Raw genomic sequence first — 11,746 nt, 5'->3', positions numbered from 1 at the left:
GGCCAACACCAACGCCAAAACGCCAGTGAAAACCCGTAGAACGGCTTGGCTTTAACCGATCCTGTGGCACCCAGAGGATACCACAAACCGGAGCCGCCGCCCACATGTCCCTTCATCTAAACCAACAATGTCAAAGAGCCGCACTTTTCTGCCCCTGTTGCCAGGGTGACCAAGCTGGTGATCAGAGAAGCGCGCGACGGGCCCAGCCACAGTGGCCATGTCCGTCGGTGAAGAGCCATATATGGACGCTTTTTCCGCCCGTCAACACCTTTTCACAAACGAGTCTTCCGAAAGAAGGCCCGCTCCGTCGCACCCTTCCGGCGCTTCGGAAGCGGCGATATGGGCGGAGCCAGGCCGGTCGTCAACGCCTCGCAGCCTAAAGAGCTGATTCCAGCGAAGGGGCTCAATCCGGACAGGTAATCGCTTCTTCACCACAGCTTGCTATCGCGCTCGAGCCCAGGCGTGACGGCGGAAGCTCGCGTCTCAAAAGAGTCGGAACCAGTGAGCGGACCCACGATCAGCGTCGCGATGAGCGTCCACAACAATGCGCCTCACCTCGCGCCCGCGATCGAAAGCATCCTCGCCCAGACCTTCGGAGACTTCGAGTTCCTGATCGTCAACGACGGAGCGACGGACGGGTCGGGCGCGATCATCGACGCTTATGCGGCTCGGGACGAGCGGATCCGGGCCATCCACCAGGAAAATCGCGGCCTGATCGCCAGCCTCAATCGGCTGCTCAACGAAGCCAGGGCGCCGCTGGTCGCACGGATGGACGGCGACGACATCGCCCTTCCCGCGCGGTTTGAGCGGCAACTCGCTTTCCTGCACGCCCATCCCAATCACGGCGTGGTCGGCACCTGGACGCTCGACATCGACGAGACCGGCGGCCCCCGAGCGGAAACGCCACGCGACCAGCCGACCAGTCACGAGGCGGTGATCGCCACGCTCGAGACGGTCAACCCGCTCTGCCACCCCTCCGTCATGATGCGGCGCGACGCCGTGCTCGCCGCCGGCGGCTACCATGCGGGCTATCGCCATTGCGAGGATTACGATCTGTGGCTTCGGATGTCGGAAAGCACCCGATTGTGCAGCATCCCGGAACGTCTGATGCTCTACCGGCATAGCGCGTCGCAGGTGAGCAACCGGCACATCCTGGCCCAGGCAATTGGCGCCGCAATCGCCTGGCTGGCGCATGTCGAGCGTCGCGAAGGCCGTCCGGATCCGACCGAGAACTTGGCGACGCTGCCGCCGATCGGCCAGCTCGACGACCTGTTCGGGCGTCGCGGCATCGATGCCGCGGTGCGGGCCAAAGTGGCTGCGAGCATCGTCCACTCCCCGCTCGCCCTGCGCGGCGAGGGTTATCAGCTGTTGCTCGATCACGTGCGGACCGGCGGCGCGAAGGCGGGGCTGTGGCGCACGGCGGGGCGCCTCGTGAAGTTTCGGGAACCCGCCCGCGCTCTTCGCCTCGCCGCAGCGCTCGCGGTACGCTGATGTCGGTCCGCGGCGCAGCGCTCTGGTCGATGGGGGCGCAATATGTAGTCTTCGCCGTCCAGTTCGCGGTAAGCGTGATCATCTCACGCTTCTTCCTGTCGCCGGAGGAAGTGGGGCTGTTCTCGATCGCGCTGTCCGCCGCGATGCTGGTGTCGATCCTGCAGGATTTCGGGATCACCCGATACATTGCCGGCCAGCCCAACCTTGGCGAGGCGCAGATCCGGACCTGCTTCTCGGTCTCGCTGCTGTTCGCGCTTGGCGTTGGCCTCGCCATCCTGGCGCTGGCTTGGCCAGTGTCGCGTTTTTACGGAGACCCTCGCCTGCTGCCCGTACTGGCAATGGTCGCCGGCTCGTACCTGCTCGCGCCATTCGGGATTGTGCCGAGCGCGCTGCTGCAGCGGGAGATGGATTTCCGCTCGCTGTTCCTGGTCAACGTCGGCGCGGTGCTCGCCTGGGCGGCTGCCGCGCTGGCCTTTGCGGCGACGGGCTGGTCGGCCATGTCGCTCGCCTGGGCGACCGTCGCGCAGCAGGGCGTTCGCGCCGTGATCGGCATGTGGCGAAGCGGGCATCGACCGCGCCTGCCGCTGAGCTTCACCGGCTCCGGGCCGATCATGCGCTTTGGGGGGGGCGCGTCGCTGCTCTACGCCAGCGGCTCGATCGGCACGCGTTCCCCGGAGCTCATCATCGGGCGGCTTCTGAGTTTCGAGGCGGTCGGACTATTCGGCCGGGCGAGCGGTCTGACGGGACAGCTGCGGACCCTTGTCGCTGGGGCCGCCGGCGGGGTGTTCTTCCCGGCTTTCGCGCGATTACGCGACAGCGGGGCGGACTTGTCAGGTCCCTATGTCCGGGTGGCCTCCGGGCTGACCGCCACCGTCTGGCCCGCAATGGCGTTCCTCGCCGCAGCCTCCGCCCCGCTTGTGCTGATGCTGTTCGGGCCGGTTTGGGCCGGGGTCGTGCCGCTCCTCATCTGGATCGCCCTGGCGGAGATGATTTTCGTCGGCCTGCCGCTGACGATGGAATTGCCGATCCTGCTCGGACGAATGCGGACGTTGCTCGCGCTCAACCTGCTCGACACATCCGCCTCCATAACGATGCTGATGCTCGGCGCCGCCTACGGCCTGGAATGGGCGGCGGCGTCGCGCATCGGCTATGGCCTGCTCTGGTTCGGAATCTATGCGCGCCTAATCCAAGGACTGGCAGGCTTTCGCTGGCGTTCCATGTTGCTCGTCTACTTGCAAAGCGCCGCGGTGAGCATCGCCGCGGTCGTTCCGTTGCTGCTCGTCTACACGCGCACAGAACCGGAGACGCTTGGCTTCGTCCCGCTTTCCGCATCGGCCGCCGCCGGGGCGCTCTGCTGGCTTGCCTGCTTGTTCCTGGTCCGTCACCCCGCCCGGCATGAGGTGATCGGCTTTGCCGAGACCGCTTGGCAGCTCCTGCCCCGCCCCGCTCGATCCGGCTGAGCCTCAGGCGCTCTGAATATAGGCGCGCATCGCCTCGGCTTCCTGCTCGATCTTCTCGATCCGGTACGCGACCAGATCGCCGATCGAGACGATGCCGATCAGCTTGTCATCGTCGACCACGGGCAAATGGCGGATCCGCTTGCGGCTCATCTGCGACAACGCCGACAGGACCGGCACGTCCGGAGTGACGGTGATCGCGGGGGAGGTCATCACCTTCTCGACCTTCCAGTCGAGCACGTCGGCGCCGTCGCGCGCCAAACCATAGATAATGTCGCGCTCGGACATGATGCCGACCACCCGGCCGCCGCGCAGCACCGGCAGTGAGCCGATCTTGTTGGCGGCCAGCATGGCGACTGCTTCGCGTACCGGCGTGTCGCATTCCACGCTGAGCAAGCCCCCGGTCTTGCGGCTCAGGATCGCGGCAATGGTCATGATCGGCCTCCTATTCTGCTCTACGCCGACTCGTGAGGGTTGATGATCCCACGCTCGCTTCACAAATGGAAGCATGCCCAGACACGATCCGATCCCGCCCGGGATCCAGCGCACCGCCGAAGCGTGGAGCCGATACAAGAAACTGATGAGCTGGATGTCGATCGCCGCCGTGGTGGCGGTGCTGCTCGCGTTGATCTGGCTAAAGAGCAACGGGCAGCCGATGCCGATCCACATGGCGATCGCCACGATCGCCGGCGTGGGTCTTTCCGTGTTGCTGGGCACCGCCTTGATGGGCCTTGCCTATTTCAGCAGCCATTCCGGCCATGACGAGGAAGCAGCGCGATCCGATGAATATCAAGACTGACGGACAGGTGGAGACGGACGCGCGCGGCGAGCCGATCTTGCGGCTCGTGCCCCGTCCCGCCGACATCAACGCCAACGGCCATATCTTCGGCGGCTGGGTCCTGTCTCAGATGGACATCGCCGCAGGCATCGTCGCATCGCATCGCGCTCAGGGGCCGGTGGCGACCGTCGCGATCGACGCGATGGAGTTCATTGCCCCTATCCTGCTCCACGACATCATCTCGGTCTACGCCCGGATCGAGCGCACCGGTCGGACCTCTATGGGAATCAGGATCGAAGTCGTCGCCACCCGCAATCGCGGTAAGGAGGAGGTCAAAGTGACGGAGGCCTTGTTCACCTTTGTCGCGCTCGACGAAAACGCCCGGCCGCGGCCGTTGCCGGCCGTTTGAACATCGGGTCAATCCGGCTTGTTGATCCTGTAGGTCAGGCTCACGCTGCCATTGGCAGGAACGGTCGGCGTCCAGAGCCAGGCTCCCTCCTTGCGGCTCAACTTGGAGCTGGTCCGCTGGAAAGTTTCACCATCGTCCAGGCTTAGGCGCACTTCCGCCCGGACCGGCCGTGGGTTCGCGTTCGTCAGCGTCAGGCGGCGAGATGTCCACCGATCGCCGGAGTCGGTCTCCTCCGCCGTCCACCGGACCGCCGGCGATTCGGCGTAACCGAGCTCGACCTCCTCACCCACCGCCTTGTCGTCGAGCCTGGTTTCCCCGATCAGCAACGGCCGCCCCGCCTGATGTTCGAACAAGGCGACAGAACCCTTGGGCAGGGGTACGCCGAGGCGGCTCTTCTGCTCATTCTGGAAACGAAGCATCAGCTGCGCCGCTTGGCTCTCCTCCTCGTCATCGGCAGCCAGCCGAACGCGGTAGATCACCTCGACGGGCACGTTGTTCAGGTCGAGAAACGCGACCTGCTTCTGGCTCATTGCGGCGACCGTGACGGGCTCCGGAAGGCGGTACAGCTTGAGATCGCCAAGCGTTTCCTGACGTGCGACCCGGGATCCCGTCACCACGATGTTTTCAGCGCCATCTTCGGCCGGCGGTGGGGGAGCCATCGCCATCGGTGGCGGCGGGGGCGGCGGCGGAGGGGGGGCGAAGGGACTGCTTCGCTCTCGCTGCCGAAGCGGGATGTCGCTGGTGGTGGCGGCGGCCCAGCAGCGCAGGTTCAGTTCCCCGTCCCCGCCGCCGCGCTCACGGCGCGGCCGATCTTCCTCGACCCTGTTCAACCGGCCGGCGACGGCTTGCGTATCGGCATTGACGAAGCTGGTCTCGTCGCCATTGGCGAGCGTGACCCAGGCAAATAGGTCGACTGAACGCCCGTCCGGTCGCATCGTGGCCACGTAATTGGCCTGCCAATCGAAGCCGCTCGCCAGATAGGAGAGCGTCACGTTGGCTGTTGCCGCGGCGGGGCTGCGGGTGCGAACGGACAAGGTGGGCTTTGCCGACAGGTCCGGCGGAACCGAAGGGTAGACGATCGTCTCGTTCAAACCGGAGCATTGCAGCGCTTCAAAGCCGGCTTCGGTCTGGAGCACCACCGCGCCTCCCGCGCCCGAGCGGATCACGGCCTCATGCTCGCGGACTTGGCCGGTGGCGAGGGAGGTGCGGCGAAGGTGCACGCGTCGGCCGAGCGAGCGCTCGAGCAGGCTGGCGGGCGACAGCAGAAGCGCATCCTGATTCTTCTCTACCACGCCATCCGGCAGGCCGGTGACGATCGCGCTTTCCGGTATGATGCCGCCCGCGACGCCCTCGAAACGGATGCTGCCTTCGCCAGCCGGAATCGAGACCTGGCGGCGCTCGCTAATAAGGGCGAAGCCCTGAAGCCAGTTCAGGTCCAGGCGGTCGCTCGAATATGGCGCGCGATAGACGGTGACGGAGACGGCGTCGGGCCGTGGCGATGACGTGATCGGCTCCGCCTGTCCGGCACTTCCCAATGCGACGAGCCCGATCAGCAGCCGGCGAAAGCTCGGCATGATCAGAACCGGGTCTGGAAAGTCACGTCCAGGTTCACGCTCCCATTGGCCGGGACCGGGACGCGCCAGACCACGCGGTCGGACGAGAGCCGCTCGCTGCGGATCGACTCCGAGATGATGCGGGTGTCGTCCCAATAGCTGTCGAGCCCGGACTGGAAGAGATCGACCGTGACCGGCTCGGGCCGCGCGTTGGTCACAATGTAGCGCATCCGGGTCTGCCAGAACTCCGTGCGCTGCAGCGTATCACCCTCGCCGGTGGCCTGGCGGCCGTCAAATCCCGTGATGCGGAATCGCGATGTCGTCTTCCACTGTTCGGCGGTGATCCGGTCGCGCCGCTCCAGTATCGGCTGCACTTTGACGTCGAAGGCATCGCCGGTCTTGAGCCCGATGTCTGAACCCATCGGCGTGTGCCCGATGGCGTTCTCGCCCACGAACTGCGCATTGCCGCGGGCGTCGCGCTGATAAACTCGCACGGTGCCTGCGGGCAGTGCGTCGCCAAGTCCCTGGTCGCGCGCGGTCGAGAATTTCAGCACCGTATCGGCGCTGCGGGCCTCCTCGAAATTCTGGAAGCCAGCGACCCGGAATTCGTAAGCGCGGCTCCCGGGCGCGCCGACCACGTCCAGGAAGCTGACCTGCTTGGTCTGAGCATTCGCGATCGTGGTGCGCTCGCGCAGCGGGTAAAGGTAAAAATCGCCGAGTCGCTCGCGGTTGGAGGTCTGGGTTCCCGGACGCCTCATGCTGCCGGGCGGCGGAGGCGGCGGCGAATAGACATCATAGCCGCGGTTCGCCTGCTGGACCTGCCCGGCCACCAGCAAGGTGGAGGCGTTGGTGAAGGTCGTGCCCGTGCTGTTGCTGAGCGTCACCCAGCCCTGCACGTCGATCTTGCCGGCACGCTCGTCGAACAGGGCGACATAATCCGCCTTCCAGGCGAGGCCGGGGGTCAGATAGCTCAGCGTAATGGGCCGAGTCCCGCCGCGGCGGCTCTCCATCGTGACCGACAGGGTCGGTCGGGCGCGCAAGTTCTCCGGCACCTTGTCGAATATGACCCGGGCCGGAAGCCGGTCGTCCCGCAGCACCTCGATTCGATTTCCGATCCGCAGGACGACGCCGCCGTTCGCAGCCAGCACCAGAGCGCGCTCGGTGATCTCCGCGCCGGTGGCGGGATTGATGCGGACGAGCGTGATCGTCTCGCCGACGGCTTTCTCCATCAGCGCCTGGGGGGAAAGCAGATCGAAATCGAAATTCTGCTCGACGACCTCGATCCCCTCGCCGGAGATGGTGACGGTTTCCGGGCGGATCTGACCGGAAACGTCCGGAAACTCCTGGCGGGCGCGCCCTGACGGGAGATTCAGCCGCCGCGCATCCTGCACCAGCGCAAGATTGTCGTTGTAGATCGTGACGGCGACATCGCCCTGTGCGGTCTGACCGGTCGCCTCGGCGGGCAGACTCTGGGCCGCGGCCGGGCCGGCGATCAGGACCGCGGCGATAATCAGGGGCTTACGCATCAAAACAGGCTCCTCCCGAGAGGGAGAAGCCTGTTACAATGTTACTTGGCCGTCAACGGGCGGAGGCGGATGTCGCAATCAGTGTGACCCAAGGCACACAGATCGCGGCGGAGACCTCCTGTAAGCCTCACGCCGCCGGAGCGACCTCCGTTTCGCCTTCCGGGCGGGGACGGCGGGTGCGGCGGCGAGGCTTCGCCTCGACCACATCGGCGGAGATCGCCGGGGGCAGCACGTCCAGCGACAAGCGACCCTCACGATTCAGCTCGGGCTGGGCCTCGGCCGTGGCCGGAATGGCGTCACCTTGCTCATCGGGCTGACGTTCACGCCGACGCGGACGCCGCGGTCCGTCCTCCCGCTGAACGCGCTCGGGACGATCGCCGTCCTCGTCGCGAGGCTCACGCGATGCTCGATACTCCCGCGGCTCGCGTGGCTCACGGTCGCCACGGGGCTCGCGCTGCTCACGCTCGCCGCGCGGTTCACCGTCTTCACGAACGTCCCGAAAGTCCCGGCGCGGTCGGAACTCGCGGTCGTTGCGCTGCTGCTGCTGCTGCGGACGCTCGTCCTGCTCGTCGCCGCCGTCATTGCCGTAGCCGGATTCGTCGCCGTCCTCGTCGTCGTCGGCCATGAAGTCGTCGCGGCGGGGGCGCTGTTCTTCGAAGCGCGAGCGATTCTCGTTCAGCACACGAAAATAATGATCCGCGAACTGGAGATAATATTCGGTCTGCACCCGATCGCCGGCCATTTGCGCGTCGCGCGCCATCGCCTTGTATTTTTCATGCAGCTGGGCCGCGTTGCCGCGCGAGCGGTTGTCCTGGCGGTTGCCGCCGCTGGGCGCGTTGTTCGGTCGCGGCCCGCTGCCGCCACGGCCGCGACGGCGGCCGTTCTGACGATTGTTGATCAAATACTGGTCCTCGTCACAGGTGGTCTGTTTCGCCACTCCAGCGGCCGGGCCAGTCCCGGCCGGATTGTTTGCACGACACCTCAGGCTGGGACCGTTATCCACGGCTCCCGCCACCTCACGCCAGCATCGTCCGGAGACGCCGCAGCAATCGGGGGTCGGCGACCGAGGCCTCACGCATGCTCAAGCTGTGATAGGCCCCGTCCCTGCCAAGATATGTAGCGGTACGCGCGGGGAAAACCAAGCGGAAAAGAAGTTCATCTGGATCAATGCGCTAGCGCCAGGCAGCGGACGTGCCCGGCAAGATCGCGATGCGGCTGCAGGTGGAGCCCGGAATCGCGGAACAGGGCCGCCACCGCGCCCTCCTGGCCCGCTCCGATCTCCAAGCAGGCAAGGCCGCCGGGGTTGATCAGGCGCGGGATCTCGCGCGCGAGCCGGCGATAGTCGTCCAGGCCATCGGGGCCGGCGAACAGGGCCGAATGCGGCTCCCAGTCCATCACGTCGCGGCTTAGTTCCGCTCCGGCCTCGACATAAGGCGGATTGCACAGGATCAGGTCGAAGCGCTCGTCAAGCCCCTCCGCCCAGTTGCCGGCCGCGAAATGGGCGCGGCTGGCCAAGCCGAGCCGTTCGGCATTGGCGCGCGCGTAGGCGAGCGCCGCGTCCGATCCGTCGATGCCGAGCCCCCGGGCGCGCGGCCATTGATCCATCGCCGCCAGGAGCAGCGTGCCCGGACCAGTGCCAAGATCGACAATCGTGGCGGGACCGTGCTCGCCAAAATGGGCGAGCGCGGCCTCGATCAGCGTCTCACTGTCCGGTCGCGGGACGAGCACGCCGGGCCCGACCTCAAGCTCGATCGTCCAGAAGGAGCGGCGGCCGGTGATGTAGGCGACAGGCTCGCCGGACTCGCGCCGGGGGAGCAGGGCTTCGAAGGGTGGCGGGGCGGGCGCGTCGAGATGGTGAAGCAGCATCGCTTCGCGCGTCACGCGGAGGGCGTGCGCCATCAGCAGTTCGGCGTCGAGACGCGGCGTATCACTGGTGTGCCCAAGCCGACGCGTCGCCTCGGCGAGCGCCTCACGCACTTTCATCCAGGCTCGCCAGTCGTTCGGCCTCGTCCTGCGCGATGAGCGAGCCGATCAACTCGTCCATCTGCCCTTCGAGGATTTCGGGCAGGCGGTGCAGCGTCAGGTTGATGCGGTGATCGGTGACGCGGCCTTGCGGAAAATTGTAGGTGCGAATGCGCTCCGAGCGGTCTCCGGAGCCGACCATCGACTTGCGCGCACCGGCGCGTTCGTTGGCGAGCCGCTCGCGCTCCGCTTCGTAAAGCCGCGTCCGCAGCACCTTGAGCGCCTTGGCCTTGTTCTTGTGCTGCGATTTCTCGTCCTGCTGGATGACGACCAGGCCGGAGGGCAGGTGAGTGATGCGGACCGCGCTGTCGGTGGTGTTGACCGACTGCCCACCGGGGCCGGATGACCGGTACACGTCGATGCGCAGGTCGCGCGCCTCGTCGATCTGGACGTCGACGTCTTCGGCTTCCGGCAGCACGGCGACCGTTGCCGCGGACGTGTGGATGCGGCCGCCGCTCTCCGTCGCCGGCACGCGCTGGACGCGGTGGACGCCGGACTCGAACTTGAGTTTGGCAAACACGCCCTGGCCGGCGACGGAGGCGACCACTTCCTTGAAGCCGCCGACATCGGATGCGGAGGCGGAGATCAACTCGACGCGCCAGCCCTGCGTCTCGGCATAGCGCTGGTACATGCGGAACAGATCGCCGGCGAACAAGGCCGCCTCGTCGCCGCCGGTTCCCGCGCGGATCTCGAGCATGGCCGCACGCTCGTCAGCTGCATCGCGGGGGAGCAGCTTCAGCGCCAGCGCGCGTTCCGCTTCGGCAAGCTTGGTCTCGTTCTCCGCGATCTCCTCGCCCGCCATCTGGCGCAGTTCGGGATCCTCGTCCGCCGCCATCAGCTGCAGCGCGTCGGCCTCCTCACGCAGCCGCCGCACCTCGCGCGCGGCAACCGCGACGGGCTCGATCTCCGCATAATCGCGCGACAGCTTGACGAACTGCTCCGCCGCCAGGTCCGGCGCGGACATCGCATTCTGCAATTCGTCCCGCCGCGCCTCGATCTGCGCGATCCGGCCGGCGGAGATGGACGTCACGCCGCAAATCCTCCCCGGGACGGGGAGGGGGACCATGCGAAGCATGGTGGAGGGGGCTCGACACGGCCGGTGCGTTGGCGGGCAGCCCCCTCCACCACGCCGCTTTGCGTCGCGGTCCCCCTCCCCGTCCCGGGGAGGATCGGGAGCTCGCATCCAGCCAAGACGGAAATCATTTCAGCCCGCCGCCCTCTAGACCGCGCCACTCAGGCGGCAGAGCACTCAACAGCCTACCAATCTCATCCGGTCCGACGATGACGTTGCTGCTCAAGTAAACTGGCTGAGCCTCGCCGTACTCATCAGAGCTTGGGCCTCTCACGTACAAGATGCCATCAACCCCCGCTTTCCGCGCTTGCTCCTTTTGACGTTTCGGAGATCCGTAGATGGAAGCGACGGAATAGCCTGCGTTACGTAGGCACCTGCTGATCATGAGAGCCGCCGATTGCAAAGCCGGCTCATTGGGAACTACCGCGAGAAGGTGATCGTCGCGCGGCGGCGCCGCAATCAACATCGCCAACCGCTCGATCCCCGCCGCCCAACCTACCGCCGGCGTGTGCGGACCGCCCATGGTCTCGATCAGGCCGTCATAGCGCCCGCCCGCCAGCACAGTGCCTTGCGCGCCGAGGCGGTCGGTGACGAACTCGAAGGCGGTGTGGCGGTAATAGTCGAGGCCGCGGACCAGGCGGGCGTTGCGGGTCCAGGTGACGCCGGACGCATCGAGGCCGGCGGTGACCTGGGCGAAGAAGTCGCTGGCGGCTGGCGACAGAAATTCATCGATCGCGGGCGCGCTGTCCGCCGCGGGCCGGTCGCGCGGGTCCTTGCTGTCGAGGATGCGGAGCGGGTTCTTCTCGAGCCGGACTAGACTGTCTTCGCACAGTTCCGCCCGGTGCGCCTCGAAATGTGCAACCAGCGCCGCCCGCCAAGCTTCGCGCGTCTCGGCGTCGCCGAGCGTGTTGAGCTGGAGCGTAACCCCGTCCACAATGCCGAGCTCTTGCAGCAGTTGGTCGGCGAGCGTCAGCAATTCGACGTCGGCGAGCGGCGAGTCCGTCCCGATGATCTCGGCGTCGAGCTGATGGAACTGGCGGAAACGCCCCTTTTGCGGGCGCTCGTAGCGGAATACCGGGCCGTGGGTCGCGACCTTCATCGGCGCGTGTTGCTGCCACCCTTCGCTCAGATAGGCGCGGCAAATGCCGGCGGTGAATTCGGGCCGCAGCGTGAGCGGGTCGCCGCCGCGGTCCGGGAAGGTGTACATTTCCTTGGAAACGATGTCGCTGGTCTCGCCGATCGAGCGGGCGAACACGTCGGTGCTTTCGAACACCGGCGTCTCAATCCGCTGGAAGCCGTAGAGCCGCCGCACGCGGTCGAACGCGCTCACGACCGCCTGGAAACGGTCGGACGCTTCGCCCCAGATATCCTGGGTGCCTCGGATGCGCTGCGGGCCCTTGCTCATGCGGCGGGGGCCTTAGCACTTTTGGCTCGCCTG

Annotated in this window: 11 protein-coding genes; 4 read left to right on the top strand and 7 right to left on the bottom strand. The window is 66.5% G+C overall.

Translation table 11 applies throughout. The features are described from left to right. Positions 1-501: 501 nt before the first annotated feature. Together VF631_RS10510 and VF631_RS10505 are read left to right on the top strand one after the other, a co-directional pair. The gene (locus VF631_RS10510) at positions 502-1,491 is read left to right on the top strand and encodes a glycosyltransferase (RefSeq protein ID WP_431850253.1); all 990 of its coding nucleotides are present in this window, start codon (positions 502-504) and stop codon (positions 1,489-1,491) included. After that, positions 1,491-2,951, top strand: coding sequence for an oligosaccharide flippase family protein (locus VF631_RS10505; RefSeq protein WP_431850252.1), 1,461 nt, complete (start codon positions 1,491-1,493; stop codon positions 2,949-2,951). Before VF631_RS10510 ends, VF631_RS10505 begins: the two co-directional genes overlap by 1 nt. 3 nt (positions 2,952-2,954) lie before the next feature. Here the strand turns inward: VF631_RS10505 and VF631_RS10500 are convergent, their stop codons facing one another. Continuing rightward, positions 2,955-3,383, bottom strand: a complete 429-nt coding sequence (locus VF631_RS10500) for a CBS domain-containing protein (protein WP_431850251.1) — start codon at positions 3,381-3,383, stop codon at positions 2,955-2,957. Between the two features lie 73 nt (positions 3,384-3,456). Between VF631_RS10500 and VF631_RS10495 the strand changes: the two genes are divergently transcribed. Next, complete coding sequence (locus VF631_RS10495) at positions 3,457-3,747, top strand: hypothetical protein (RefSeq protein ID WP_431850250.1); 291 nt, start codon at positions 3,457-3,459, stop codon at positions 3,745-3,747. Next, positions 3,731-4,135 carry an acyl-CoA thioesterase gene (locus VF631_RS10490; RefSeq protein WP_431850254.1) on the top strand — a complete coding sequence of 135 codons (405 nt, stop codon included), beginning with the start codon at positions 3,731-3,733 and terminating at the stop codon, positions 4,133-4,135. The genes VF631_RS10495 and VF631_RS10490 overlap by 17 nt, the downstream gene beginning before the upstream one ends. An 8-nt stretch (positions 4,136-4,143) precedes the next feature. On the opposite strand, the gene VF631_RS10485 is transcribed toward VF631_RS10490, so the two are convergent. The 6 genes from VF631_RS10485 to hisS form a co-directional block, all read right to left on the bottom strand. Continuing rightward, complete coding sequence (locus VF631_RS10485) at positions 4,144-5,709, bottom strand: DUF4139 domain-containing protein (RefSeq protein ID WP_431850249.1); 1,566 nt, start codon at positions 5,707-5,709, stop codon at positions 4,144-4,146. A 2-nt stretch (positions 5,710-5,711) separates the two neighbouring features. Continuing rightward, on the bottom strand, positions 5,712-7,214 hold the full coding sequence (locus VF631_RS10480; RefSeq protein WP_431850248.1) for a DUF4139 domain-containing protein: 1,503 nt from the start codon (positions 7,212-7,214) through the stop codon (positions 5,712-5,714). 127 nt (positions 7,215-7,341) lie between these two features. Next, on the bottom strand, positions 7,342-8,115 hold the full coding sequence (locus VF631_RS10475; RefSeq protein ID WP_431850247.1) for a DUF4167 domain-containing protein: 774 nt from the start codon (positions 8,113-8,115) through the stop codon (positions 7,342-7,344). A gap of 263 nt (positions 8,116-8,378) precedes the next feature. Continuing rightward, positions 8,379-9,197, bottom strand: coding sequence for a peptide chain release factor N(5)-glutamine methyltransferase (gene prmC / locus VF631_RS10470; RefSeq protein ID WP_431850246.1), 819 nt, complete (start codon positions 9,195-9,197; stop codon positions 8,379-8,381). Continuing rightward, positions 9,184-10,266: a peptide chain release factor 1 gene (gene prfA, locus VF631_RS10465; protein ID WP_431850245.1), complete on the bottom strand. Its 1,083-nt coding sequence runs from the start codon at positions 10,264-10,266 to the stop codon at positions 9,184-9,186. Before prfA ends, prmC begins: the two co-directional genes overlap by 14 nt. A gap of 169 nt (positions 10,267-10,435) precedes the next feature. Further along, positions 10,436-11,713: a histidine--tRNA ligase gene (gene hisS / locus VF631_RS10460; protein ID WP_431850244.1), complete on the bottom strand. Its 1,278-nt coding sequence runs from the start codon at positions 11,711-11,713 to the stop codon at positions 10,436-10,438. Between the last annotated feature and the right edge of the window lie 33 nt (positions 11,714-11,746).

This window comes from Allosphingosinicella sp., assembly GCF_036387615.1.
Taxonomy (GTDB): domain Bacteria; phylum Pseudomonadota; class Alphaproteobacteria; order Sphingomonadales; family Sphingomonadaceae; genus Allosphingosinicella.
Note: the sequence above shows the minus strand (reverse complement) of the source record. Positions and strands in the feature narration are given on the sequence as shown.

What these genes read in the sequence shown, in the direction of transcription:
- VF631_RS10505 (WP_431850252.1), top strand. Translation starts at nt 1,491, where the DNA reads ATGTCGGTCCGCGGCGCAGCGCTCTGGTCGATGGGGGCGCAATATGTA.
- VF631_RS10500 (WP_431850251.1), bottom strand. Translation starts at nt 3,383, where the DNA reads ATGACCATTGCCGCGATCCTGAGCCGCAAGACCGGGGGCTTGCTCAGC.
- VF631_RS10495 (WP_431850250.1), top strand. Translation starts at nt 3,457, where the DNA reads ATGCCCAGACACGATCCGATCCCGCCCGGGATCCAGCGCACCGCCGAA.
- VF631_RS10490 (WP_431850254.1), top strand. Translation starts at nt 3,731, where the DNA reads ATGAATATCAAGACTGACGGACAGGTGGAGACGGACGCGCGCGGCGAG.
- VF631_RS10485 (WP_431850249.1), bottom strand. Translation starts at nt 5,709, where the DNA reads ATGCCGAGCTTTCGCCGGCTGCTGATCGGGCTCGTCGCATTGGGAAGT.
- VF631_RS10480 (WP_431850248.1), bottom strand. Translation starts at nt 7,214, where the DNA reads ATGCGTAAGCCCCTGATTATCGCCGCGGTCCTGATCGCCGGCCCGGCC.
- prmC (WP_431850246.1), bottom strand. Translation starts at nt 9,197, where the DNA reads ATGAAAGTGCGTGAGGCGCTCGCCGAGGCGACGCGTCGGCTTGGGCAC.
- hisS (WP_431850244.1), bottom strand. Translation starts at nt 11,713, where the DNA reads ATGAGCAAGGGCCCGCAGCGCATCCGAGGCACCCAGGATATCTGGGGC.